The organism is Pseudomonas sp. PDM26, assembly GCF_019219185.1.
GTDB lineage: Bacteria > Pseudomonadota > Gammaproteobacteria > Pseudomonadales > Pseudomonadaceae > Aquipseudomonas.
Genome location: NZ_JAHUWC010000012.1, coordinates 1 through 23,427, shown reverse-complemented (window position 1 = coordinate 23,427; position 23,427 = coordinate 1). Strand labels below are relative to the sequence as shown.

The following is a 23,427-nucleotide window of genomic DNA, read 5'->3' as shown; positions in this document are numbered from 1 at the left end:
GTTGTTTCCTTGAAATCTTCGGTGAGGCGACTGGCCCGCGATGAGGCCATGGCAGGCGCCTTATATCCCGCAGAGCTGCCGCAACAGCCCGGTATCCAGATGCTTCTCCACCAGATCCGCCAGCCGTTCGATATCACGCTCGCGCAAGGCGTGGTAATCCACGTCCTGCACCTCCTGCAAACCCGCCCAGCGCAACAGCGCACTGCACGCCGCCGGGGACTCGAACAGTCCGTGCAGATAGGTGCCGAATATCTGCCCGTCCGCACTTTGCGCACCATCACAGCGGCCGTCATCCAGATGCACGGCGGCATGTTCCAGCGCCGGTCCGGTAGTCACGCCGGCATGAATTTCATAGCCTGATACCGGCGCATCTTCCAGCGCCAGGCGACCACGCACATTGCGCAACTGCTTCTCTTGTTCGAGCTGGGTCTGGAACGCCAGCAGCCCCAACCCGGCACTGGAACCCGGCGCACCTTCGAGGCCCAGCGGGTCATGCACCTGCTCACCGAGCATTTGCAGGCCGCCACAAATCCCCAGCAGTTTTCCGCCGTAACGCAGATGCCGGGCGATGGCGGTGTCCCAGCCGTTGGCCCGCAGGTACGCGAGGTCGCTGCGCACACTTTTCGAGCCAGGAAGGATGATCAGGTCGGCGGGTGGAATCGCCTGGCCGGGGCCGATGAATTGCAGGTCCACTTGCGGATGCAGGCGCAGCGGATCGAAATCTGTGTGGTTGCTGATGCGCGGCAGCACCGGCACCAGCACTTTCAGCACCTGTTCAGCTTTATCGGTCTGGCGTTGATCGATGCCGTCCTCGGCCTCCAGGTGCAGATCCATCACGTACGGCAGCACGCCGATCACCGGTTTCCCGGTGCGCTCTTCGAGCCAGTCGAGACCGGGTTGCAGCAACGCGATGTCGCCACGAAAACGATTGATGACGAAGCCTTTGACCCGCGCCTGTTCGCTCGGCGACAGCAGTTCGAGGGTGCCTACCAGGTGGGCGAAAACCCCGCCGCGATTGATATCGGCGATCAGCAGCACCGGGCAATCCACCGCTTCGGCAAAGCCCATGTTGGCAATATCGCCGGCCCGCAGATTGATTTCCGCCGGCGAGCCTGCGCCCTCGACCATCACCACCGGATACGCCGCGCTCAAGCGCTCGTGGGAAGCCAGCACCGCTTGCATGGCGATGGTTTTGTAGTCGTGATAGGCGACGGCGTTCATGGTCGTGACGGCGCGGCCATGGATGATCACCTGAGCGCCGGTATCACTGTTGGGCTTGAGCAACACCGGGTTCATGTCGGTGTGCGGTTCGAGGTGCGCGGCCTGGGCCTGAACCGCCTGCGCGCGGCCGATCTCGCCACCGTCAGCGGTCACCGCACTGTTGAGTGCCATGTTCTGCGGCTTGAACGGCACCACCCTTATGCCCTGACGTGTGACCCAACGGCACAGCGCGGTTACCAGCGTGCTTTTACCGGCATCCGATGTGGTGCCCTGCACCATCAGCGTGGTCATTGGTTTTCCTTCGCGAAATCTTCGAACGCCCGCGCCAGTCGTACCCAGGCGATTTCGTCACCGGGCAAGCCGAATCGCAGGCTGCTGTTGTGCGTGAACAGCCGCAGGAGAATGCCACGCCGGGCCATGAATTCATGCAGTTCTTCGGCGCGCTCGGTGATCAGCCACTGGAACAGCGCACAGCCGCCCTGAGGCTCGAAGCCGTGTTGCGCCAGCAACGACGCAAGGCGCTCGCTGGCCTCATCGGCGCGCACCCGTTGCCGCGTATGCCCCTCGGTATCGCGCAGGCAGGCCTGACCCACTACCCGGGTCGCCCCGCTCACGGCCCAGGGCCCCACTTGTTCAGCCAGTAACTTGAGCAACTTGCGCTCGGCCAGCACAAACCCCAGGCGCACTCCGGCCAGGCCGAAAAATTTGCCGAAGGAGCGCAAGACGATCAACCCGACTTGATGGGCATATGGAGCCAGGCTCAGATGCGGCGTGTTATCCATGAACGCTTCGTCCACCACCAGCCAGCCACCGCGCTGGGCCAGCCGCGCGTGCCAGTCGAGCAGGCGACTGGGGGTGAGGTTCAGGCCCGTGGGGTTATTCGGATTGACCACCACCAGCACGTCAAAACTGTCGATAAAGAAGTCGACTTCGTGCTCCAGTACTTCACGCACGATGTAGCCGTTACGACGCCACGCTTCAGCGTGCTCGGCATAACACGGCGACAGCACGCCGACCTTGCCCGCCCGACGTAATCGCGGCAGCAGCTGGATTGCCATTTGCGAACCGGCCACCGGCAATGCCTGCAAGGTGCCGTAGTAATCACAGGCGGCTTGCTCCAGGCCATCGTCCGCTTCCGGCAGACGGGCCCAGGCCCGCAACGGAATATCCGGCACCGGGAACGGCCAGGGCGCAAGGCCCGTCGACAGGTCCAGCCAGTCGGCTTCATCTATGCCGTATTCAAGCGCCGCCTTGCGCAATCGCCCCCCGTGCTCAAGCATAAAATTCGGCCCCCAGGCAGAGAATCAGCAGCCATAACCATACCCCGCGCTGGACCAATTGCCAGCCCCGATCAATGGAGTCGGCATCCGCCGGCACGCCTTCGCCCAACTGCGGACGCTGATGCAGTTCGCCATGATAAATCGCCGCCCCGCCCAACTCGACACCAAGCGCGCCCGCCCCTGCCGCCATCACCGGGCCGGCATTCGGGCTGTCCCAGGTCGGGCCCTGGGTGCGCCAGCATTTCAACGCCAGCCGGGTTTTGCCCAGCAGCGCGTAAGTCAGTGCCACCAGGCGCGCAGGTATGTAATTGAGCACGTCGTCGACCTTCGCCGCCGCCCAGCCGAACCGTTCGAAGCGCTCATTGCGATAACCCCACATCGCATCCAGGGTATTGCTCAGGCGGTAGAGCACCACGCCCGGCGCACCCGCCACGGCAAACCAGAACAACGCCGCGAACACTGCGTCGCTGCCGTTCTCCAGCACCGACTCGGTAGCGGCACGGGCGACTTCGGTTTTATCCAGATCACTGGTTTTACGGCTGACCAGATAACTCACGCGTTTGCGCGCTTCATCAAGATCATCGCCGCGCAATGCCTTGGCCACAGGCGTGACGTGCTCACCGAGGCTGCGCATGCCGAGGGCGCAATAGAGCGCGAGAATCTCGACGATCCAGCCGACGTAAGGCGCCCAGGACAATGCCGTGACCAGCAATGTCAGCGGCAACACGGCAATCACCCACGCGGTGACGCCATGACTGCGCCAACCGCGACCGCCGCCGTTGAAACGTTGCTCGATGCGGTCGGCAAAACGGCCGAACGCCACCAGCGGATGCCAGCGTTTGGGTTCGCCCAGCAGCGCATCCAGCGCAACCGCGGCGACACTCAACAACGCCACACTCATTGACTTACTCCCCAATAATTTTCATACAGCAATTCATGTAGCGGACGCGCCTGCGCCCAGCCTTCGAGCACCAGCATCGGTGCCGGATAGAACTCCTTCACCGGCCCCAGGCACAGCACGGCCAGAGGCTTGGCTCCCGGTGGCAACTTCAACAAATCGGCCAGGGCTTGCGGTTCGAACAGCGACACCCAGCCCATGCCCAGCCCTTCGGCGCGGGACGCCAGCCACAGGTTCTGGATCGCACAGGACAGCGAGGCCATGTCCATTTCCGGCAAGGTGCGGCGGCCGAAGATATGCTGCTCGCGATCGTCCATCAGTGCGGCGACCAGTACCTCGGCGCAATCGTTGATGCCTTCGACCTTGAGCTTCATGAACTCGTCGCTGCGCTCGCCGAGGGCTTCGGCGGTGCGGATACGCTCCTCTTCCACCAGGGCCTGGATTTGCCCACGCAAGGCGCGATCACTGATGCGAATGAAGCGCCAAGGCTGCATCAGGCCGACACTCGGTGCCTGATGTGCGGCCTCGAGCAGGCGCCGCAGCAATTCTGGCTCGACGGTGCCGCCGTTGAAGTGGCGCATGTCGCGGCGTTCGGCGATGGCGCGATAGACCGCTGCGCGTTCGGCTTCAGAGAATGCGTTGTCCGTCATGGCCGTTTCGCTGGCAAACCAGCTCCTACAGGGGCTAGCTGATCCATTGTAGGAGCTGGCTTGTCGGATCGCCGCATCGCAGCGAAGGCGGCTTCAAGGTCCGGCGCAAACAGCGCGGCAATCGCCGAAGGGTTCGACGGGAAATAAAAATGCACGTAAGAGGCGGTCATCCGCCCCTCACGGTAGACCGCCTCCGCCCCGCGCCCGCCATTGGGGCTCAAGCCACGGGCTATCGGCGCCAGCTCTGTGGTGGTCAGCGAATGGTGATAGGTGTGCCCGCGCAGCGAACCTTCCGGCAGTTCCACCGCCTGCAACGCCAGCGCGGCCAGACGCTTTTGCATGACCGCATCACCGGCCAGCAAGCCAACCAGTTCGGCGCGAGTGCCCTCGACATCGGTCAGGGAGTCGAGCAGATACAGCATGCCGCCACACTCGGCGAGCAACGGTTTGCCTGCCCGATGGTGGGCGCGGATCGCATCGAGCATCGCGGTGTTTTGCGCCAGCGCGACATGGTGCAGCTCCGGGTAACCACCCGGCAGATACAGGCTGTCGGCCTCCGGCAATGCACGGTCGCGGATCGGCGAGAAGAACGACAACTCGGCGCCCATCGCCCGCAGCAAATCCAGGCTCGCGCCGTAGGTGAACGCAAAGGCTTCATCGCGAGCGACGGCAATGCACACACCGGCCAGCAGCGGTTCGACCGCGATGACATCAGGGGCGGCGAACTCGACCGCCGGCGGCAGCGCAACCTCGCAACTGCTGGCCAGGGCATCGGCGGCCGCATCGAGGCGCAGGTCGAGATCGTTCAGTTCACTGGCCTGCACCAGCCCCAGGTGCCGGCTCGGCAGTTCGATCCCGGTTTCCCGGGACAGCGCGCCGTACCAACGCAAACCTTCAGTCAGGCTGCCTTCGAGCAGTTGCGCGTGGCGCAACGTGCCGACGCGATTGGCCAACACGCCGGCGAACGGCAAGTCCGGCTGATAACGCGCCAGCCCCAAGGCCAGGGCGCCAAAGGTCTGGGCCATGGCAGTGCCATCGATCACACCCAGCACCGGTACACCGAAATGCCGCGCCAGATCGGCGCTCGACGGCGTACCGTCGAACAGCCCCATGACACCTTCGATCAGGATCAGGTCGGCTTCAGCGGCGGCTTGCCACAATAGCCGGCGACTTTCTTGCTCACCAACCATCCACATGTCCAACTGATACACCGGCGCACCGCTGGCGCGCTCGAGGATCATCGGATCGAGAAAATCGGGGCCGCACTTGAACACACGGACCTTGCGCCCCTGATTGCGATGCAGTCGGGCCAGCGCCGCGGTGACGGTGGTCTTGCCCTGGCCGGAAGCCGGCGCGGCAATCAGTACCGCCGGGCAGTGCCGAGGCTGACTCACAATTCGACGCCTTTCTGCGCTTTGATCCCGGCTTGAAAGGCGTGTTTGATCACGCCCATTTCGGTGACGGTGTCAGCCATCTCGATCATTTCCGGCTTGGCGGCACGACCGGTGACCACCACGTGTTGCATCGGCGGCCGGGCCTGCAAGTCGCTGAGCACCTGATCGAGATCGAGGTAGCCGTGCTTGAGGGCGATGTTCAGCTCATCGAGCACCACCAGACCGATGGACGGATCGCGCAGCAGTTGCTGCGACACCGCCCAGGCGGCTTCGGCGGCGGCGATGTCGCGCTGGCGGTCCTGGGTTTCCCAGGTAAAACCTTCGCCCATCACATGAAAGCGCACTTGCTCGGGAAAGCGCCGGAAGAACAGCTCTTCTCCGGTGCTGTTGCGGCCCTTGATGAATTGCACCACGCCGCATTGCATGCCGTGCCCCATGGCGCGGGCAAGCATGCCGAAGGCCGAACTGCTCTTGCCCTTGCCGTTGCCGGTCAACACCAGCAGCAGGCCACATTCGTTCGGGGCATTGGCGATGCGCTCGTCAATCACGGCTTTTTTGCGCTGCATGCGCGCCAGATGGCGTTCGTCACGATCGGGGGTATCAGTCATGGGGGAGCTCTCCGTTGAGGCAGGAATAACGGCGGGCAGGCACAAGAATAGAAGGCAACTAAGCCTGGCATCGCCCACCGTGATGCCGCTGGATGAATCAGGCCGGTCTCCGGGCTCATGAGTGGCCCAAGGGGCCAGACTGTGCGCCTTCCCGCATCGAATCGAATCGACACAGTGGCATCAGACACAGTTTTCACTCATTTACCGTTGCGGGGGCAGCGCCGGAATTGCGGGCCTTCGACCATCAGAAGAACTCACTCACCGGCTTCCCTGTTTCACCCTGTCGACCCAAGCCACAGAGCACCTGAAACAAGCCGCGAAGGTTAGAGGGTTGGGGGTGGAGCGTCAATTAAAGCCGGGAGGCGATCGACCGATTGACTGCCATCAATCAATAAACTGACGTCAATCTTGTGCCACGCTCTCAGCAGTGATATCAAAGAGCCACAACCTCACAACACAACAATAAGGGTGAGCCCATGCAAGGCATGATCATCAGCAATCCAAAGCTGGAATTCCTGCGCCCGGTGCTCGAGCGCTGGTTCGAATGCATCGACCGCTACAACGCCGTCCGCGGTGATGGCGACACACCGTACTGGCACGACGAGAAAGCCAATCTCGGACTGCTGTCTGCCGCGGCCTGGATGGCCGAGATGGTCACGCTGCAACAGACGCCAACCCGCAAACAGACCGAAGAAGGCGAGCGCAACAGCCGCGCCGACCTGTTCCTCGCCTCGCCCGAAACCCGCGCCTACCTCCAGACCACCCAGCGCTGGCCACGGGTCAACAGCCTCAACCTGAGCCAGGCCCTGCTCGACATCGCCAGCGATGCGAAGCGCGTGAGCCATGCCAGCGACCTGAAACTCGGCTGCCTGTTCGTCGCCCCGCAAAAAGCCCAGCAGGGCGCCACGCCGGAAGAACTCCAGGACATGGTCGACGACCTGCAAAAGGAGCACACCTGCGCGGTCGCCTGGTATTTCCCATACGCCTATCGCAAATTGCGCAACGAAGCCGGCCACTATCACCCCGGCATTGCGGTGCTGTTCAAGGAAGCTCGCGGCTGAGGCGTTAAACCATCGCACGACAACGCTTCTCTATGATTGGAACAAGGCACTCATAGGGAAGACCCGCATGCGCACACCCCTGCACGCTCTCGTTATCGCGCTCTGCACAGGGCTCGCCGCTTTTGCCGAAGACCTGGATCTCCCACGCCATGGGTCGCCCGGTGGGCGTGGTGATCGACCGGCAGGGTAACCTGTTGGTGGCCGATGACGCAGGGAACAAGGTGTGGCGGGTGTCGGCCGCCAGATAATCAACGGCAAAAAAGGTTGCGGTGTTCGGCAACTAACAGTGAATGCTCCGAAGGGACGAGAGACAGCACTGAACCATTGTTCGCATGGACACCACGAGCGGCTTAGAGCTGGGAACTTACAGGTACTTCATTTCAAATGTCGCCGAGCCGTCCATGTCCACCTCGTCGGTCAGGGTCAGGTTGTTGGCGGGGGCGATGAAGGTTTGAACCTCAAAATCCATCGTCAGGTCTTTTACTGCAATCGGTGCACTGGAGTCGGAGGCGGAACCTACTGATAAAAGGACGCCGGCAATCGTCCAGCCGGTTGATTCCCAAGTCAGACCTTCGTCTTCGGAGCTGATCGCGCTTGCCGGTTGCCCATCCGCCAAAGCGTTTCTGACAGCGACGTAAACAAAACCGAGTTTTTCGTTCGCGTCGGTGAGTCCAAGGCCAAACCAACCGCTGGTTGATGCCGTACCAGCTCGGTTATCGATCGGGTTCAGCGCGAATTGAGTCGATGCATCACAAGCCACGGTCAATTGCAGTGGGTGCTTGCCAAGTTCAGTATTCTGGGTTGGATTGAGGTCCTTTGCCGAGATCTTGCCATTGTCCACGAGACCGCCGTTCGACAGGCTCGGCGTGCACGCAGCCGGCGTGATGGTGCCGGTGACCGTCAGGTCCGTGCTGGAGGCAGCGAAAGCGCAAGACGCTCCCGCAAGAAGGAATGCGCTGCTAAGTAGGGTCAGTGTCTTATTCATGTATTGCTCTTCGTATTTGGGGTGATTGCAGCTCGAGCCAATACGACCGGACTGCTGGATAAGCGCAATCTAGAGAGCAGAGCAAAAGGAAGGAATGCAACAAATACGAAAAGGCAACGCATTTAGTATCAAGACACGTAATACGCCAGCATGGAAACCAAGTCATTCACCGTTGGATCTGGCCCGATGCTTTCAAAAGGATAACTGCCGTTTACGACACAGCGTCAAACCATCGCCTAACGGCAATAACGACAAATCCACCCTTGCATCGTTCTTCAAGGCACGATTGAGCGCCTGGATGGCACGGGTGTCAGCGCTTTCGGGATTGTCCTCCAGCACACGACCACTCCACAGCGTATTGTCGAACACCGCCAGCCCGCCGACCCGCAGCAATCGCAGGGCGTGCTCCAGATAACTCGGGTAGTTGGCCTTGTCGGCATCGATGAACACCAGGTCGTACTGCCCGCCCTGCCCTTGCCGTTCAAGCTCGGCGAGGGTTTCCAGCGCCGGGGCCAGGCGCAGGTCAATTCGTCCGGCGAGCCCCGCCTCCTGCCAGTACCGTCGTGCGATGGCGTTGTAGTCGCCTGGGATATCACAGCAGATCAGCGAGCCGTCAGCCGGCAATGCCGACGCCATGCACAGGGCGCTGTAACCGGTGAAAGTGCCGACTTCGAGCAAGCACCTGGCCCCTGTCAGCTTCACCAGCAAAGCGAGAAACTGCCCCTGCTCCGGAGCCACCTGCCAACGTGCCATCGGCAGTGCCTGGGTCTCATCGCGCAAGCGCTTGAGCAGTGGCGTTTCGCGCAGGGAGACATCGAGCAGGTATTGGTACAGGGCGTCGTCGAGATTAAGCGTGCGAGCAGTCATGATCAGCAGCTCCGGACATTACGGGTTGCGCGCCAGATGTTCAGGCTGCAGAACACGCTTGGCGCTCAAATACGCTTTTTGCCAATAGGCCTTGGACAAACTGTCGAGCTTCACGGTGCCGCCGGTGGCCGGTGCGTGGACGAAGCGCCCCTCTCCCACGTAGATGCCGGCATGACTGACCTGGGAACCGCCATTGGTGGCGAAGAAAATCAGGTCACCGGTTTGCAGGCCTTCCTTGCCCACATTCGCCGCTTGCATGGAGATCATTTCGCGAGTGGTGCGCGGCAAGGAAATACCGGCGACATCGCGATACACATAACCGATAAGGCCGCTGCAATCAAATCCGGAATCCGGCGTATTACCACCCCAACGATAAGGCGTGCCCACCAGGCCGAGCGCGCGAAACAGCACGTCTTCCGCCTCGGGCGAAAAAGCTTGTGGGGATCCAAATACGATAGGAGCGCGAACCACCTGTGCTGGTGGCGGTGTGCGGCTGGCGCAGGCACTGAGCAGTGCTGCGAAGAACATGATTGCGAGGCGGGCCGACGTCGTCATAAGCAGAGCATCCTGATCTGGCTGCGGCTTTTTCTGCCGGGAGTGCAGAAAAGAAAACCGCCTGCGCGGGACGCAGGCGGTTTGCCATCATTCATACATCAGGATTTTAGCGGTTATATGGCAAACTTCAAGTAAGACTTTAAGTTTACCTTACAGTCTGTGCGCTTATTTACGTGCAGTGACGATTGGCGACGCGTTAGGTGCCATCGCCAGGGCGCGCTTGGCTTCGATGAAGCTCTTGTTCCAGTAACTGTCGCCCAGGCTATCGATCCGCACACCACCGCTGCGGCGGCTGCTGGAGTGGATGAACTGGTTGTCACCCAGGTAGATCCCGGCGTGACTGACACGGCCACGACGGCCATTGGTTGCGAAGAACAGCAGGTCGCCCGGCTCAAGCTTGCTGCGCGAGACCAGGGGAGCGTCCACGTTGATCATTTCGCGGGTGGAGCGTGGCAGGTTCATGCCCGCTTCTTCACGAAACAGGTAACCGATGAAACCGCTGCAATCGAAGCCGGCTTCAGAAGTACCGCCGAAACGGTAACGGGTACCGATCAGGGACATGCCACGTTCGAGGATGCTGTCGGCCAGAACCGGAAGCTGGTAGGACTTGCCGCCAGCGAAGTCGGCCAGTTCTTTTTCGGTTACAAGCTCTTCCTGATAAAGAGCGGAAGACTGAGCGGTAGCAGAGTTTTGAACCTGTTGTTGCGGGGCTTGCCGGGACACCGGAGTGTGGGCAGCACAACCGAACAACAGGGTGACGAGTGCGAGAGGCACGAGGGGTGCGAAGCGGTTTAGCATGGGCACGACCGTGGCTGATAGTTGTAAAGAAGCCGAGACTATGCCCGCTATCATCCTCATTTGCAAATTCAATCGATCTTTTTGTGACTTATCCGTTTCCCGTTTACATCTAAGCGCTTAAGCCCATTTTAAACATACGCGCAGCCTGCATCCGGGCAGGAAAGCGGGGTTTATGCTGCCTGTAATTCGCCGAACTGGCTAAAAGCCCCGGATTCAGCGGGTTTACCAGCCGAGGGTTTCTTTCAAAAACGGGATTGTCAGCTTGCGCTGAGCCTGGAGGGAGGCCTGATCGAGACGCTCGAGCAGCTCGAACAGCGCACTCATGCTGCGGGTACCGCGAGTCAAAATGAAATGCCCGACTTCGTCGGTCAGGTGTAGTCCGCGACGAGATGCGCGCAATTGCAGGGCGCGCAATTTGTCCTCATCGGAAAGCGGGCGCATCTGGAAGATCAAGGCCAGAGTCAGGCGCGACTTGAGATCCGCCAGCTTCACCGGCAACTCACGGGGGGATGTCGACGCGGCAATCAGCAAGCGTCGGCCGCTGTCGCGCAAGCGATTGAACAGATGGAACAGCGCCTCTTCCCAGTCCGCCTTGCCGGCAACCGCCTGCAGGTCATCGAGACAGACCAGTTCGTACTGTTCAAGGTTGTCGAGAATTTCAATACCGCGATCGAGCAGCTCGGCCAGCGGCAGATAGACCGCAGGCTCCCCCAATTGCTCAAAGCGCAGGCAGGCGGCCTGCAACAGATGCGTACGCCCTACCCCATCCTTGCCCCAAAGGTATATCAGGCTCTCGGTCCAGCCGGCGTCGGCTTCGCACAGCCGCTCGACATAGCCGAGTGCAGCGGCATTGGCGCCTGGGTAGTAATTGATAAAGGTGGCGTCGTCACGCAGACGCACACCTAGGGGCAGCTGAATCGGTTTCATCCTGACTGAACAGTTCCAAAGGAACCGTTAGTGGCCTCTGTGTAAAGTTTGCGAAGTTTATACCCGTGAGCCGGGCCGCACAATGCGACAGACCACAAGCAAAATCAAAGGTTTGCGTTAATGCATCGGTTTTATGACAGTTTCTTTGGCGGTGCATGTGACAGTCGCGCGATGCAAGCAGGCTGACCCGGCATGAACCCGGGCAACCCGCCATCACCCTTCGACGCCCCTTACAACTCCGGCTCGTCGACACTCCCGTAGATCTCAGAATCCTTATACAAATCATGCACATGACGTACCAGCACCATGATCACCGCCGCGATCGGCAATGCCAATAGCACACCGGTAAAGCCAAACAGCTCACCACCGGCCAGAATCGAGAAAATCACCGCCACCGGGTGCAGGCCAATCCGGTCACCAACCAGCAATGGCGTCAGCACCATACCCTCCAGCACCTGGCCGACCATGAACACCGCGACAATGCCGAGCATCGGGTAAAGATCACCACCGAACTGGAACAACCCCGCAAGCAGCGCCGCACCAATGCCGATGATAAAACCCATGTACGGCACGATCGCCGCCAGACCGGCAATCAGGCCAATCAACAAGCCAAGTTCCAATCCGACCAGCATCAGGCCTGCTGCGTAGATCACACCCAAGGCCACCATCACCAGCAACTGTCCGCGAACGAAGGCTCCGAGCACTTCGTGGCATTCACCCGCCAGGGATACCGCGCGCGCTTCACGATCACGGGGCAGCAGGCTGCGGATCCTGGACATCATCAAGTCCCAATCGCGCAACAGATAGAAGCTCACCACCGGGATCAGCACCAGATTCGCCAGCCAGCCGATCAACGCCAGCCCCGAGGCCGTGGCATGGCTCAACACGACACCGACAACATCAGTGGTCTGACTCATATGCTCGCTGATGGCTGCCTTCAACTTGTCGAACTTCCAGAAACCTTCCGACAGGCCGAACTTCGATTGCACCCAGGGCAGCGCCGTGTGTTGTAGCCAGTCGAGCATCTGCGGGGCCAGCTCATACAAACGAAACAACTGCCTGGCGAGCAGCGGTACCAATACCAACAGCAGCGCGGTGAAGATCAATGTAAACAGGGTAAACACCGCCACGACACCCCAGGTTCGAGACAAGCCGGCCTTCTCCAGCCGATCCACCAGCGGGTCGAACAGGTAGGCCAACAGCAGCGCCACCAGGAACGGCGTCAGGATCGGATGCAACAACCAGACAAACGCACAGAGCAGGACCACCCCACCGAGCCAGAACCAACACCGCCTATCGGCCATGAACCACTCCATTGCTTCTATATAAAGAAAGAAAAACTACCAGCGAAAACGCAGCTGCGGTGTCGGGGCTGGGGCAGGCACCGCACCACCGGCGGCAGGTTGAACCGGCACTGCCGGGGCTGGGGCCTGACCAGCTGGCGCTTCCTGCAGCCTCGCCAGCGACAGTTGTGCACGCAGTTGATCGGCGCTGCCATTGACCCTATAGACAATCCGGTCGCCGTCGACACTTTGCACACGCCCGCCAAATGGCTCCAGCAAGCGCCCAAGGGACGCGTAGTGCTCAAGATTCATGCCTTGCACCTCCAGCAATTGCTCACTCGAAGCACCGGCCCTGGCAACAAACCGCGGCGCCAGGCGCTCGTTGACCGCCAGCATCACCGCATCGGCCACGGCGGCCTGATCGGCGCCTTGCACGCTGCCGGCCTCTTTTTTATCCCCCAGCCACAATTGCCACTTGGCTTGCCACTGCCCGCCCTCCTCCTTGGCGTGTACCGCGAGCAAGGCGTCGGCGTTGTAGCGCTCCGAAGCGGCATTCAATGGCGCGGGATCTGCGCCTTCCAGATTCGGCGCGGTCGCGACGATCTGTTCGTTCAGGTCTGCCAATGGCAAGCGCAATGGCAAACCACGGTGTTGAGCAGCCCGACGCAATGGCGCCGCGCTGGCCTGACCGTCGCCCACCAGACTTGAACCCTCGGTGGAGTCATTCAACCACCAGCCGAGGATCGACGGCCGATTGGCCCCCCACATCGCCAGGCCGGCGCGGCGCAAGGCCTGCTCGGTGGTGCCCGGATCGAAATCGACTTTCAGGACTTCCGGCGGCCCGGCATCAAAGCCGTATTGGCTGATGATCTGTTGCGGGTCTTTGCGAATCGCCGCCAGCCCCGGACTTTGAGCGGCCTTGGGGTCACCGGTCAGGCGCAACACCAATGTATCCAACGCACGTTGGGTCGCCTGTTCACGCTCCTCGGGCGATTGGCCATTCACCGGCTCGCGTACCTGGTAAAGGCCTTTGACGGTTTCGGCATGACTGGCCAGGCTGACCACTGACAAACAACTCACAAGCAAGAATTTACAAAAACGCATGGAGGATTCCTGACGACAAGAGCGGCTGGAACAGACCGCATGAAAGCGATCGAGCAAGGCTGTGACCATTGCCCGACGCAAAACATTCACACGTACCGGGTAAGTTTTCGCACTGTCATAACGATAGACGGTTAATCGCGACACCTTATACAGCCATGCAGGATGCCACCGACACCACGCATTAACGGTTTTTTTTGAACGGATATGGTCCTGCTGTCGGCCTGAGGATGGCCGCTGCGGCTCAAGCCTGATAAAATCGCGCGCCTTCGCAGACCGGCAACAGCCGGGTAGTGTCCGAATAGCGCGCATGGCTCTCGCCTACGCAGTTTCGGCGTTCCCGACGGACTCGGTCGTTACCCAGAAATCCCCCCCTAAAGGCCTGGATCATGAGCAAGCAACCCTCCCTGAGCTACAAAGACGCCGGTGTAGACATCGACGCCGGCGAAGCATTGGTCGAACGCATCAAGAGCGTCGCCAAGCGCACTGCGCGCCCGGAAGTCATGGGCGGCCTGGGCGGTTTCGGCGCCCTCTGCGAAATCCCGGCCGGCTACAAGCAGCCGGTGCTGGTTTCCGGTACTGACGGCGTTGGCACCAAGCTGCGCCTGGCCCTGAACCTGAACAAGCACGACAGCATCGGCATCGACCTGGTTGCCATGTGCGTGAACGACCTGGTGGTGTGCGGCGCCGAGCCGCTGTTCTTCCTCGACTACTACGCCACTGGCAAACTGAACGTCGAAACCGCGACCCAGGTCGTGACCGGCATCGGTGCTGGCTGTGAACTGTCCGGCTGCTCGCTGGTTGGCGGCGAAACCGCTGAAATGCCGGGCATGTACGAAGGCGAAGACTACGACCTGGCCGGTTTCTGCGTCGGCGTCGTGGAAAAATCCGAAATCATCGACGGCTCCAAGGTTGCTGCTGGCGATGCCCTGCTCGCCCTGCCGTCTTCCGGCCCGCACTCCAACGGCTACTCGCTGATCCGCAAGATCATCGAAGTATCCGGCGCCGACATCGAAAACACCCAGCTCGACGGCAAGCCGCTGACCGACCTGCTGATGGCCCCGACCCGCATCTACGTGAAGCCGCTGCTCAAGCTGATCAAGGAAACCGGCGCGGTCAAAGCCATGGCCCACATCACCGGTGGTGGCCTGCTGGACAACATCCCGCGCGTTCTGCCAAAGGGCGCACAAGCCGTGGTTGACGTTGCGAGCTGGACCCGTCCTGCCGTGTTCGACTGGCTGCAAGAGAAAGGCAACGTTGACGAAAACGAAATGCACCGCGTGCTGAACTGCGGCGTGGGCATGGTTATCTGCGTTGCTCAAGAGCACGTTGAAACCGCGCTGAACGTGCTGCGTGAAGCGGGCGAGCAGCCTTGGGTCATCGGCCAGATCTCCACCGCTGCCGAAGGCGCGGCTCAGGTCGAACTGAAGAACCTCAAGGCTCATTGATGTCCCAGACCTGTGATGTGGTGGTGCTGTTGTCCGGCACCGGCAGCAACCTGCAGGCCTTGATCGACAGCGCACGGACCGGCGACAGCCCGGTTCGCATCGCTGCGGTGATCTCCAACCGCGCCGACGCCTACGGCCTGCAACGCGCCAGGGACGCGGGTATCGATACCCGCACCCTGGATCACAAGGCTTTCGAAGGTCGCGAGGCCTTCGACGCCGCGCTGATCGAACTGATCGACGCCTTCAACCCCGAACTCGTGGTACTGGCCGGATTCATGCGCATTCTCAGCGCTGGCTTCGTACGCCACTATCAGGGTCGCCTGCTCAATATCCATCCTTCGCTGCTACCCAAATACAAAGGGTTACACACTCATCAGCGCGCACTGGAGGCCGGCGACACCGAGCACGGCTGCTCCGTGCACTTCGTCACCGAGGAACTCGATGGCGGACCACTGGTCGTACAGGCTGTAATACCGGTAGAGTTACAGGATTCGCCGCAGAGTCTGGCGCAGCGAGTCCATGTTCAGGAACACCTGATCTACCCGATGGCCGTACGCTGGTTTGCCGAAGGTCGTTTATCACTCGGTGAACAAGGTGCTTTACTGGACGGACAGTTACTCGCGGCCAGCGGCCACTTGATTCGAACCTAGGAGATTTTATGCGTCGCGCCCTGCTCTTCGCTTGCGCTCTGCTCGCCTTGCCCTTCGCCCAGGCGGCAGAACTTCAACCTTTCTCCGCCAGCTACACCGCCGACTGGAAACAGCTGCCCATGAGTGGCACTGCCGAGCGCAACCTCGAAAAAACCAGTGATGGCAAATGGAAACTGAGTTTCAAGGCATCGATGATGATCGCCAGCCTGTCCGAGGAAAGCACCCTGACACAGGACAAGGACACGCTCCTTCCCGTGTCGTACCACTTTGAACGCGGCGGTCTGGGCAAAGCCAAGAAATCGGATCTGGATTTCGACTGGAACACCAAGATGATCACCGGCACCGATCGCGGTGATCCGGTAAAGGTTGCGCTGAACCGTGGCATGGTCGACAAATCCACCTACCAGCTGGCCTTGCAGCAGGACGTTGCTGCCGGCAAGAAAAGCATGAGCTATCAGGTAGTCGACGGCGATGAAGTCGACACCTATGACTTCCGCGTGCTGGGCCCGGAAAAGGTCGACACCAAGGCCGGCAAGATCGATGCAATCAAGGTTGAACGTGTACGCGACCCGACACAGAACAAACGCATTACCGTGATGTGGTTCGCCAAGGATTGGGATTACCTGCTGGTCCGCCTGCAACAAGTCGAAACAGACGGCAAGGAGTACAACATCATGCTCCTGAACGGCACGGTCAACGGCAAGGAAGTCAAAGGCAGCTGATCCGGATCTATGCCATGAAGCCCCGCAATCGCGGGGCTTTTTTGTGGGATCGAAAATTGGAACACCCGACAAGCGCGATGGTTCTATACCTACAAGGTCTTTTTTGATCGAATGAGTTCTCCTGTCGCCTGCGAGGTTTCCCATGACCGTTACTGTCAACACCGTTTCTGCCGAAGGTTTTCGCCACAGCGTACAAATCGATGACCACGAACTCTTCGCCGACGTGCCCGTCACGGCCGGCGGTGATGGCTCTGCGCCGGAACCGCACGATTATTTCGATGCCGCGCTAGGCGCCTGCAAGGCCCTGACCCTGAAGCTGTATGCCAAAAAGAAGAACATCCCGCTGACTGGTGTCGGCGTGGAGGTCAAGCGCGACAACAGTCAGGAACAGAAAGGCCAATACGCGCTGCACGTCAAACTGACCCTCAAGGGCGTACTCACCGACGCCCAGCGCGAAGAGCTGCACCGCGTGGCCGATCGCTGCCCGATCCACAAGCTGATGACCACGTCTGAAGTCAGCATAGAAACGCATTTGTCCGAAGGCGCGTTCAGCCAATAGCGGCAAGGGCTGCGCAAGCGGGTTATGCTCGAACGCATCACCCGCTCAGCCTGGAACGCACCATGAACACTCCGCTCGTGATCCGCCCCCGCACCGAAGATGTCGAGGGCCAGCCGATTCTTCGCCCGCTGCCATCGGCCAAGTGCCGCAGCGTCGGGCCCTTCGTGTTTTTCGACCACATGCTGGAAACCCGTTATCCACCGGGCAAAGGCATGAACATTCGCCAGCATCCGCACATTGGCCTGTCCACCCTCACCTACTTGTTCCAGGGGCAGATCCAGCACAAGGACAGCCTCGGTTCCGATCAAGTGGTCGGCACTGGCGACGTCAGCTGGATGACGGCCGGCAGCGCCATCGCCCACGTCGAACGCACGCCTGAGGCCTTGAAAGAAAGCGGCTTCACGATGCACGGCTTGCAGATCTGGCTGGCTTCGCCCAAGGACAAAGAGCAAGGTCCGGGGCATTACAGTCACCATCCGGCGTCGACTTTGCCGGTCAGCGAAAACCTGGGGGTGAAGATCCGCATGATTGCCGGGTCGGGCTTTTGCCTGGAATCACCAGTGCCGGTGCTTTCTCCTACGCTGTACGCGGAACTGCACCTGCAAACGGCGACGACATTACTGATCCCCACCGAGCATGAAGAACGTGCGCTGTATGTTCTGAGCGGCGAGGTGCAACTGGATGGCGAGCCGCTGGAGCCGCATTCGCTGGTGGTACTGCCTGCCGGGGAAGAGATGACCCTGTTTGCTGAAAGCGACAGTCACGCCGTGTTGTTCGGCGGTGCTGCGCTGGACGGGCCACGGCGGATCAACTGGAATTTTGTCGCGAGCGATCCGGCGGCGATTGATGAAGCACGCCGGCGTTGGGCGGCCGGGGATTGGCCGACGGTGCCGGGGGAAAGCGAGCGGATCGAATTGCCTTAAGCTAAAAAATCAAAAGATCGCAGCCTTCGGCAGCTCCTACAGGTAATACGCGACCCCTGTAGGAGCTGCCGAAGGCTCGGTCCGCGCTCGGGCGATCTTTTGACCTTAAGGGTAGTCAACCCTTGAACACTTCATCCAGCAAGTTATGCATCGACGTGAAGGCCCGGGCAGCCACCTTGGCGTCATACATCATCATGCCCGGCACGTTGGCGTGCGGGTCGGTGAACGAATGGAACGCACCGCCGTAGCTCAGCAACTGCCAGTCCACGCCGGCCGCGTTCATTTCATCTTCGAACGCCGGCAACTGCTCTTTCGGCACCAATGGATCGGAGGCACCGTGCAGCACCAGAACCTTACCCTTGATGTTTTTCGCATCGGCCGGGTTCGGTGTGTCCAGCGTGCCGTGGAACGATACCGTCACTTTCACTGGTGCGCCGGTACGGGCGAGCTCCAGGGCGCAGCAACCGCCGAAGCAGAAACCGAAAGTGGCCAGTTTCGAAGTATCGACAGCCACTTCACCCTGACTCTGCAGCTGCTCGAACGCCACCTGCATGCGCTTGCGCAGCAATGGGCGGTCATTCTTCAACGGCATCATGGCCGCGCCGGCCTCGTCATTGTTCGTCGGACGAACCGATTGACCGTAAAGGTCTGCGATCAGTACCACATAACCCTTGGAGGCCACCGACCTGGCGATCTCCTCGGCACCGGCGCTGACGCCCATCCAGTTCGGCGCCATCAACAAACCCGGGCGCGGGCCTTTATGGTCGGCATCGAAGGCCAGACGGCTTTCGTAAGCCTGGCCGTCGATCTGATAGGCAACGGAACGTACAGTGATTTGGCTCATTTCTGACTCCTGATTTTTGAACACCAGAATGAAAAAACCCGCCGAAGCGGGTTTTCTGCAACCTAGTTAAGCCGACAGCTCAACCAACAGCTTGTTCAGACGGCGCACATAGGCCGCCGGATCTTTCAAGCTGTCGCCGGCCGCCAGCGCCGCCTGATCGAAGAGGATATGCGACAGGTCGCCGAAGCGCTCGTCACTCTGCTCGTTGTCGAGTTTCTCGATCAGCGGGTGAGCCGGGTTGAATTCGAAGATCGGCTTCGAATCCGGAACCTTCTGGCCGCTGGCTTCCAGGATCTGGCGCATCTGCAAGCCCAGGTCCTGCTCGCCGATGGCCAGGATCGCCGGGGAGTCGGTCAGGCGATGGGACACCCGAACTTCCGCAACGGATTCGCCCAGCGCGGTCTTCAGACGCTCGACCAGACCTTCTTTGGCCTTGGCGACTTCTTGCGCAGCCTTCTTGTCCTCTTCCGAATCCAGGTTGCCCAGGTCCAGGTCACCGCGCGCCACGTCGACGAAGCTCTTGCCGTCGAAGTCGTTGAGGTAGCTCATCAGCCACTCATCGATGCGGTCGGTCAACAGCAACACTTCGATGCCTTTCTTGCGGAAGACTTCCAGGTGCGGGCTGTTTTTGACCTGCGCGTAGGTTTCGCCGGTCAGGTAGTAGATCTTGTCCTGGCCTTCCTTGGCGCGCGCCAGGTACTCGGCCAGGCCGACAACCTGCTCGCCATCGTCGCCAAGGGTCGAGGCGAAACGCAGCAGGCCGGCGATTTTTTCCTTGTTGGCGAAATCTTCGGCCGGGCCTTCTTTCATGACCTGACCGAAGTTTTTCCAGAAGCCTTTGTATTGCTCTGGCTCGTTCTTCGCCAGTTTTTCCAGCATGTCCAGAACGCGCTTGGTCAGCGCCGACTTCATGGAATCGATGATCGGGTCTTTCTGCAGGATTTCCCGCGACACGTTCAGCGACAGGTCGTTAGAGTCGACCACGCCTTTGATGAAGCGCAGGTACAGCGGCAGGAAGGACTCGGCCTGATCCATGACGAACACACGCTGCACGTACAGCTTCAGGCCTTTCGGCGCCTCACGCTGGTACAGGTCGAACGGCGCACGGGCCGGCACGTACAGCAGCGAGCTGTATTCCAGCTTGCCTTCGACCTTGTTGTGGCTCCAGCTCAGCGGGTTCTCGAAGTCGTGAGCGATGTGCTTGTAGAACTCCTGGTACTCCTCGTCCTTGATCTCGGTACGCGGACGGGTCCACAGGGCGCTGGCGCGGTTGACGGTTTCCCATTCAACTGCAGGCTTCTCTTCGCCCTCGGCAGCTGCCACTTCTTTGGGCAACTCGATCGGCAAGGCGATGTGGTCGGAGTACTTCTTGATGATGTTGCGCAGGCGCCAGCCATCGGCGAACTCGTCTTCACCGGATTTCAAGTGCAGGACGATGCGAGTGCCGCGTTCGGCCTTGTCGATGGTCGCAACTTCGAAGTTACCTTCGCCCTTGGACGACCAGTGCACGCCTTCGCTGGCAGCGCTGCCGGCACGACGACTGAACACATCGACTTTGTCAGCGACGATGAATGCGGAGTAGAAACCGACACCGAACTGGCCGATCAGGTGCGAGTCTTTCTTCTGGTCGCCGGTCAGGTGCTTCATGAAATCGGCGGTGCCGGACTTGGCGATGGTACCCAGGTGGGTGATCGCGTCTTCGCGGCTCATGCCGATACCGTTGTCTTCGAGGGTGACGGTTTTAGCGTCCTTGTCGAAGCTCACGCGGATTTTCAGTTCGGCGCCACCTTCCAGCAGCTCTGGCTTGGCCAGGGCTTCGAAACGTAATTTGTCGACAGCGTCAGAGGCGTTCGAGATCAATTCGCGAAGGAAAATTTCCTTGTTGGAATACAGCGAATGGATCATGAGATGCAGCAGTTGCTTCACCTCGGTCTGGAAGCCCAGGGTTTCCTTTTGAGTTTCCACACTCATGGTTATCAAACTCCAATCAGATGGCTTAAGCCGCGACCTTGAGGGTCGACGGCGGGTTGTCCTCAGAGTTTGGGGCTGAGTTCAGGATTTCAAGGGCTCTTCGAGTTTGAAATGTGCGCGGGCCGTGGCAATGGGTTCGGCCTCAGTGCTTTGCCAGGCGGTAATCGCCACGTTGGCGACCCGGCGGCCCTGGCGGCAAACCTGGCATCGGGCCCAGGTATCGCGAAACTGCCCGGCACGCAGGTAATCCAGGGAGAAGTCGATGATCTTCGGCACTCCGGGCGTTCCGGTAAACACCAACAGGTGCAGTGCCGCAGCCAATTCCATGAACCCGGCGATCACACCGCCATGAATCGCCGGCAACAAAGGGTTACCAATGTTGTCTTTGTTCGCAGGCAGCTTGAACAGCAACTCATCTCCCACCCGTGAACATTCGACGCCGATCAGCCGGGCATAGGGAATCAGATCCAGCAGCGAGGCGTAATCGCCCTGCTCGTGGGCCTTTTGCAATTGGTCCTTCAGAGATTCACTCATTGCGCACCTCCGGCAACCACGCCACCAAAGCCCTTGGTACCTTTGATGCCCTTGCCCATGCGCATGAAAGTGCCCACCACATGGGCAATGGGTTGCCCGGGGTCATCCTGATAGGCGAAGCCACGGGCAAAAATCACGTCAGTGGTGACCCGATAGCATTGGGCAAAGCCGTAGACATTCTTATGCGGCTCGGCGGCGTGCATGTAGTCGATGCGCAGGTCGAGGGTCGGGCAGACCTCGAACTCCGGGAGTACGCAGAGCGTCGCCATGCCACAGGCCGTGTCCATCAGCGAGGTCAGTGCCCCGCCATGAATCACGCAGGTTTCAGGATTGCCGACGATCTGCGGGCTGTACGGCAGCACTATCGTCAGCCCTTCGCTGCTGGCGCTGTGAACGCTTAGTCCAAGTACCTGACAATGTCGCAGCGCCGACAGAAAGCGCGTCGCACGCTCAAAAACGGGATTTTCAGCCATTTGATAAAAACCCTTGTTTAAATCCGTACAGTGCAGTGGCGGTCCGGGTAAAAGTTCCGCATTAGAACAAACTTATATATCTGAAAGAATTAAGGAACTTAACGCTGATACTTGGGTTCTTAAGGCCAGTAGATGCTTTTCATCAGGAGAAACACCCCATGCGTAAGACTTTAGCTATTGCCTTGATGTTGACCGCTTCCCTCGGTCTCGCTGCCTGCGATAAAAAATCCGAGGACAAAGCTCAAGATGCTAACCAACATGCTGAGCAAGCCCAGCAAAAAATGAACGAAGCTCAGGATAAAGTGAACGACGCGGCGAAAGAAAACGCCGAAGCCGCCAAAGATCAGACTGAATCGAACGCAGAAGCGCCAAAAGAGGCCGCTCCAGCCGCTCCAGCCGCTCCACAAGCGCCTAAGTACTAATCCGTTTTTTTGTGTGATGAAAGAAAACCCGCCAAGTGCGGGTTTTCTTTTGCCTGCAAAAAAGCGATTAGAGAAAAATCGTGCGAAAAGTCGGACTAATCATCAACAACAAAAAACAGATTAATCCCACCAGTCAAACCAGACTGCGCTGCCGGGACAGATCCTTCCAGTAACACATTGGATAGCCAACGCGGACGCCCGATCAGGCAGCTTCTTTATTCACCTCGGACGATGGCGCCTCTGTAGGGGTATAGACCATCACATCGAGAACGTCGGAGTGAAACTCGCGGCGATACAATACGAAAACCACACCGGCACTCATCAACATGAACAGCCATGGACTAACGAACCAGGCCAGCATGGTCATGCCGAAGTAATAAGAGCGCAGGCCAAAGTTGAACTGGTTGGCGGCCATGGAGATGACACGGGCTGCACGGGCGGCAAAGGCCCTGCGCTCCTGCTCGGACACATGGCGTTCACCGACCATCGGCGCCGAGCCCACCAGTATCGCTGCAAAGTTGTACTGGCGCATGCACCAGCTGAACGTGAAGAACGCATAGACAAACACCAGCGCCAGGCACAGCAACTTGATTTCTGACATGCCCTGGGAAGCCTGCTGCACCATCGGGATATCCGCCAGCAACGATACCGCCCGCTCCGAGGCCCCCAACACCGTGAGAATACCGGCCAGGATAATCAGCGTACTCGAGGCGAAGAACGAAGCGTTGCGCTCCAGATTGCCGATCACGCTGGCATCGGCGATGCGGTTGTCGCGCAACAGCATGCGGCGCATCCAGTCTTCGCGATAAAGGTGCAGAACGCTGGCCAGGCACGCCGTATCACGGCCCTTCCATGTGGCATAGCGGGTATAGCCGCCCCAGCAGATAACGAACCAGATAGCGGCAAGAATGTGGATCAGGTTGGCTTGGATGAACGACATGCAGGTCCTTGTGATGTATTTACGAAGTACACACCCCCTGTGGGAGCGAGCTTGCTCGCGATGGCGGTATTGCATTCAACATGTTTGTCGACTGACCCGCCGCAATCGCGAGCAAGCTCGCTCCCACAAAGGATGTTGCAGTGCTTCGACGTTAGCTCAACGGAAAAGACACCGCATCCCTCACAAAAAAATCTATGGTCACCCCCATTTTTGCAATACTGATTAATGGGTGAAGTGGTTGGCTTGCTTAAATCTATCCGGCGTCTATCTGGGGCATGCCCCGCGCCACGATGAGAGTCGCGCCTGACGTTCC

General features: G+C 59.8%; 26 protein-coding genes, 1 pseudogene and 1 riboswitch. Of the genes and pseudogenes, 8 read left to right on the top strand and 19 right to left on the bottom strand.

Annotated features, from left to right (window positions below):
• Positions 1-60: 60 nt before the first annotated feature.
• From KW849_RS22095 to cobO, 6 genes are read right to left on the bottom strand one after another with little or no spacing between them, the layout of a single operon-like run.
• On the bottom strand, positions 61-1,512 hold the full coding sequence (locus KW849_RS22095) for a cobyric acid synthase (RefSeq protein ID WP_218431264.1): 1,452 nt from the start codon (positions 1,510-1,512) through the stop codon (positions 61-63).
• A complete protein-coding gene (cobD, locus tag KW849_RS22090) occupies positions 1,509-2,501 on the bottom strand; it encodes a threonine-phosphate decarboxylase CobD (protein ID WP_218431263.1) in 993 nt (330 codons plus the stop codon). The genes KW849_RS22095 and cobD overlap by 4 nt, the downstream gene beginning before the upstream one ends.
• Positions 2,494-3,402: an adenosylcobinamide-phosphate synthase CbiB gene (gene cbiB, locus KW849_RS22085; RefSeq protein WP_108219029.1), complete on the bottom strand. Its 909-nt coding sequence runs from the start codon at positions 3,400-3,402 to the stop codon at positions 2,494-2,496. Before cbiB ends, cobD begins: the two co-directional genes overlap by 8 nt.
• Positions 3,399-4,049 carry a 5,6-dimethylbenzimidazole synthase gene (gene bluB, locus KW849_RS22080; protein ID WP_218431262.1) on the bottom strand — a complete coding sequence of 217 codons (651 nt, stop codon included), beginning with the start codon at positions 4,047-4,049 and terminating at the stop codon, positions 3,399-3,401. The genes cbiB and bluB overlap by 4 nt, the downstream gene beginning before the upstream one ends.
• Positions 4,046-5,443, bottom strand: a complete 1,398-nt coding sequence (locus tag KW849_RS22075; protein ID WP_218431261.1) for a cobyrinate a,c-diamide synthase — start codon at positions 5,441-5,443, stop codon at positions 4,046-4,048. The genes bluB and KW849_RS22075 overlap by 4 nt, the downstream gene beginning before the upstream one ends.
• The gene (gene cobO, locus KW849_RS22070; protein WP_108219032.1) at positions 5,440-6,051 is read right to left on the bottom strand and encodes a cob(I)yrinic acid a,c-diamide adenosyltransferase; all 612 of its coding nucleotides are present in this window, start codon (positions 6,049-6,051) and stop codon (positions 5,440-5,442) included. Before cobO ends, KW849_RS22075 begins: the two co-directional genes overlap by 4 nt.
• Positions 6,052-6,133: 82 nt before the next feature.
• A riboswitch (cobalamin riboswitch) is annotated at positions 6,134-6,374 on the bottom strand.
• 153 nt (positions 6,375-6,527) lie between these two features.
• Between cobO and KW849_RS22065 the strand changes: the two genes are divergently transcribed.
• Positions 6,528-7,112, top strand: coding sequence for a hypothetical protein (locus KW849_RS22065; protein WP_218431260.1), 585 nt, complete (start codon positions 6,528-6,530; stop codon positions 7,110-7,112).
• 122 nt (positions 7,113-7,234) lie between these two features.
• Positions 7,235-7,360: a hypothetical protein gene (locus KW849_RS31465; protein WP_256357343.1), complete on the top strand. Its 126-nt coding sequence runs from the start codon at positions 7,235-7,237 to the stop codon at positions 7,358-7,360.
• Positions 7,361-7,476: 116 nt separating this feature from the next.
• Here KW849_RS31465 and KW849_RS22060 read toward each other — a convergent pair whose 3' ends face one another.
• From KW849_RS22060 to KW849_RS22030, 7 genes are all read right to left on the bottom strand, one after another.
• On the bottom strand, positions 7,477-8,097 hold the full coding sequence (locus tag KW849_RS22060) for a DUF1120 domain-containing protein (RefSeq protein WP_218431259.1): 621 nt from the start codon (positions 8,095-8,097) through the stop codon (positions 7,477-7,479).
• Positions 8,098-8,289: 192 nt separating this feature from the next.
• Positions 8,290-8,964, bottom strand: a complete 675-nt coding sequence (locus KW849_RS22055; RefSeq protein WP_218431258.1) for a class I SAM-dependent methyltransferase — start codon at positions 8,962-8,964, stop codon at positions 8,290-8,292.
• An 18-nt stretch (positions 8,965-8,982) separates the two neighbouring features.
• A complete protein-coding gene (locus tag KW849_RS22050; RefSeq protein WP_108219036.1) occupies positions 8,983-9,519 on the bottom strand; it encodes a C40 family peptidase in 537 nt (178 codons plus the stop codon).
• 165 nt (positions 9,520-9,684) lie between these two features.
• Positions 9,685-10,317: a C40 family peptidase gene (locus KW849_RS22045; protein WP_218431257.1), complete on the bottom strand. Its 633-nt coding sequence runs from the start codon at positions 10,315-10,317 to the stop codon at positions 9,685-9,687.
• Positions 10,318-10,539: 222 nt separating this feature from the next.
• Positions 10,540-11,244 (bottom strand): DnaA regulatory inactivator Hda, encoded by a 705-nt coding sequence (gene hda / locus KW849_RS22040; protein ID WP_007898944.1) that lies wholly within the window; start codon positions 11,242-11,244, stop codon positions 10,540-10,542.
• A gap of 230 nt (positions 11,245-11,474) precedes the next feature.
• Positions 11,475-12,548, bottom strand: coding sequence for an AI-2E family transporter (locus KW849_RS22035; protein ID WP_218431256.1), 1,074 nt, complete (start codon positions 12,546-12,548; stop codon positions 11,475-11,477).
• A gap of 36 nt (positions 12,549-12,584) precedes the next feature.
• Positions 12,585-13,631: a DUF2066 domain-containing protein gene (locus KW849_RS22030; protein ID WP_218431255.1), complete on the bottom strand. Its 1,047-nt coding sequence runs from the start codon at positions 13,629-13,631 to the stop codon at positions 12,585-12,587.
• Positions 13,632-14,017: 386 nt separating this feature from the next.
• Here KW849_RS22030 and purM point away from each other — a divergent pair, with 386 nt between their 5' ends.
• The 5 genes from purM to KW849_RS22005 all read left to right on the top strand — a co-directional run bounded on the left by purM (position 14,018) and on the right by KW849_RS22005 (position 17,930).
• The gene (purM, locus tag KW849_RS22025) at positions 14,018-15,076 is read left to right on the top strand and encodes a phosphoribosylformylglycinamidine cyclo-ligase (RefSeq protein ID WP_053156858.1); all 1,059 of its coding nucleotides are present in this window, start codon (positions 14,018-14,020) and stop codon (positions 15,074-15,076) included.
• Positions 15,076-15,726, top strand: a complete 651-nt coding sequence (gene purN, locus KW849_RS22020) for a phosphoribosylglycinamide formyltransferase (RefSeq protein ID WP_218431254.1) — start codon at positions 15,076-15,078, stop codon at positions 15,724-15,726. Before purM ends, purN begins: the two co-directional genes overlap by 1 nt.
• An 8-nt stretch (positions 15,727-15,734) precedes the next feature.
• Complete coding sequence (locus tag KW849_RS22015) at positions 15,735-16,448, top strand: DUF3108 domain-containing protein (protein ID WP_108219042.1); 714 nt, start codon at positions 15,735-15,737, stop codon at positions 16,446-16,448.
• Positions 16,449-16,590: 142 nt separating this feature from the next.
• Entirely contained in the window at positions 16,591-17,007 is a 417-nt protein-coding gene (locus KW849_RS22010) for an OsmC family protein (RefSeq protein ID WP_218431253.1), read from the top strand.
• A 62-nt stretch (positions 17,008-17,069) separates the two neighbouring features.
• The gene (locus tag KW849_RS22005) at positions 17,070-17,930 is read left to right on the top strand and encodes a pirin family protein (RefSeq protein WP_218431252.1); all 861 of its coding nucleotides are present in this window, start codon (positions 17,070-17,072) and stop codon (positions 17,928-17,930) included.
• Between the two features lie 115 nt (positions 17,931-18,045).
• Here the strand turns inward: KW849_RS22005 and KW849_RS22000 are convergent, their stop codons facing one another.
• The 4 genes from KW849_RS22000 to KW849_RS21985 form a co-directional block, all read right to left on the bottom strand.
• The gene (locus KW849_RS22000; protein WP_218431251.1) at positions 18,046-18,774 is read right to left on the bottom strand and encodes a dienelactone hydrolase family protein; all 729 of its coding nucleotides are present in this window, start codon (positions 18,772-18,774) and stop codon (positions 18,046-18,048) included.
• 66 nt (positions 18,775-18,840) lie between these two features.
• Entirely contained in the window at positions 18,841-20,745 is a 1,905-nt protein-coding gene (gene htpG / locus KW849_RS21995; RefSeq protein ID WP_218431250.1) for a molecular chaperone HtpG, read from the bottom strand.
• A gap of 81 nt (positions 20,746-20,826) precedes the next feature.
• Complete coding sequence (locus KW849_RS21990) at positions 20,827-21,279, bottom strand: PaaI family thioesterase (protein ID WP_008017871.1); 453 nt, start codon at positions 21,277-21,279, stop codon at positions 20,827-20,829.
• Entirely contained in the window at positions 21,276-21,752 is a 477-nt protein-coding gene (locus KW849_RS21985; RefSeq protein WP_218431249.1) for a PaaI family thioesterase, read from the bottom strand. Before KW849_RS21985 ends, KW849_RS21990 begins: the two co-directional genes overlap by 4 nt.
• 158 nt (positions 21,753-21,910) lie before the next feature.
• Here KW849_RS21985 and KW849_RS21980 point away from each other — a divergent pair, with 158 nt between their 5' ends.
• Positions 21,911-22,174 carry a hypothetical protein gene (locus tag KW849_RS21980; protein ID WP_108219049.1) on the top strand — a complete coding sequence of 88 codons (264 nt, stop codon included), beginning with the start codon at positions 21,911-21,913 and terminating at the stop codon, positions 22,172-22,174.
• A 67-nt stretch (positions 22,175-22,241) separates the two neighbouring features.
• Here KW849_RS21980 and KW849_RS31460 read toward each other — a convergent pair.
• Positions 22,242-22,367, bottom strand: a pseudogene (locus tag KW849_RS31460) (MAPEG family protein); the annotation flags it as partial.
• A 9-nt stretch (positions 22,368-22,376) separates the two neighbouring features.
• Positions 22,377-23,114 carry a DUF599 domain-containing protein gene (locus KW849_RS21975; protein WP_108219050.1) on the bottom strand — a complete coding sequence of 246 codons (738 nt, stop codon included), beginning with the start codon at positions 23,112-23,114 and terminating at the stop codon, positions 22,377-22,379.
• Positions 23,115-23,427 lie beyond the last annotated feature (313 nt).

Coding starts and splice junctions, on each gene's coding strand:
- KW849_RS22065 (WP_218431260.1), top strand. CDS start 6,528: ATGCAAGGCATGATCATCAGCAATCCAAAGCTGGAATTCCTGCGCCCG.
- KW849_RS22035 (WP_218431256.1), bottom strand. CDS start 12,548: ATGGCCGATAGGCGGTGTTGGTTCTGGCTCGGTGGGGTGGTCCTGCTC.
- htpG (WP_218431250.1), bottom strand. CDS start 20,745: ATGAGTGTGGAAACTCAAAAGGAAACCCTGGGCTTCCAGACCGAGGTG.
- KW849_RS22000 (WP_218431251.1), bottom strand. CDS start 18,774: ATGAGCCAAATCACTGTACGTTCCGTTGCCTATCAGATCGACGGCCAG.
- purM (WP_053156858.1), top strand. CDS start 14,018: ATGAGCAAGCAACCCTCCCTGAGCTACAAAGACGCCGGTGTAGACATC.
- KW849_RS21975 (WP_108219050.1), bottom strand. CDS start 23,114: ATGTCGTTCATCCAAGCCAACCTGATCCACATTCTTGCCGCTATCTGG.
- KW849_RS22030 (WP_218431255.1), bottom strand. CDS start 13,631: ATGCGTTTTTGTAAATTCTTGCTTGTGAGTTGTTTGTCAGTGGTCAGC.
- KW849_RS21990 (WP_008017871.1), bottom strand. CDS start 21,279: ATGAGTGAATCTCTGAAGGACCAATTGCAAAAGGCCCACGAGCAGGGC.
- KW849_RS22015 (WP_108219042.1), top strand. CDS start 15,735: ATGCGTCGCGCCCTGCTCTTCGCTTGCGCTCTGCTCGCCTTGCCCTTC.
- KW849_RS21980 (WP_108219049.1), top strand. CDS start 21,911: ATGCGTAAGACTTTAGCTATTGCCTTGATGTTGACCGCTTCCCTCGGT.
- KW849_RS21985 (WP_218431249.1), bottom strand. CDS start 21,752: ATGGCTGAAAATCCCGTTTTTGAGCGTGCGACGCGCTTTCTGTCGGCG.
- hda (WP_007898944.1), bottom strand. CDS start 11,244: ATGAAACCGATTCAGCTGCCCCTAGGTGTGCGTCTGCGTGACGACGCC.
- KW849_RS22045 (WP_218431257.1), bottom strand. CDS start 10,317: ATGCTAAACCGCTTCGCACCCCTCGTGCCTCTCGCACTCGTCACCCTG.
- cbiB (WP_108219029.1), bottom strand. CDS start 3,402: ATGAGTGTGGCGTTGTTGAGTGTCGCCGCGGTTGCGCTGGATGCGCTG.
- bluB (WP_218431262.1), bottom strand. CDS start 4,049: ATGACGGACAACGCATTCTCTGAAGCCGAACGCGCAGCGGTCTATCGC.
- KW849_RS22055 (WP_218431258.1), bottom strand. CDS start 8,964: ATGACTGCTCGCACGCTTAATCTCGACGACGCCCTGTACCAATACCTG.
- purN (WP_218431254.1), top strand. CDS start 15,076: ATGTCCCAGACCTGTGATGTGGTGGTGCTGTTGTCCGGCACCGGCAGC.
- KW849_RS22095 (WP_218431264.1), bottom strand. CDS start 1,512: ATGACCACGCTGATGGTGCAGGGCACCACATCGGATGCCGGTAAAAGC.
- cobD (WP_218431263.1), bottom strand. CDS start 2,501: ATGCTTGAGCACGGGGGGCGATTGCGCAAGGCGGCGCTTGAATACGGC.
- cobO (WP_108219032.1), bottom strand. CDS start 6,051: ATGACTGATACCCCCGATCGTGACGAACGCCATCTGGCGCGCATGCAG.
- KW849_RS22005 (WP_218431252.1), top strand. CDS start 17,070: ATGAACACTCCGCTCGTGATCCGCCCCCGCACCGAAGATGTCGAGGGC.
- KW849_RS22060 (WP_218431259.1), bottom strand. CDS start 8,097: ATGAATAAGACACTGACCCTACTTAGCAGCGCATTCCTTCTTGCGGGA.
- KW849_RS22050 (WP_108219036.1), bottom strand. CDS start 9,519: ATGACGACGTCGGCCCGCCTCGCAATCATGTTCTTCGCAGCACTGCTC.
- KW849_RS22010 (WP_218431253.1), top strand. CDS start 16,591: ATGACCGTTACTGTCAACACCGTTTCTGCCGAAGGTTTTCGCCACAGC.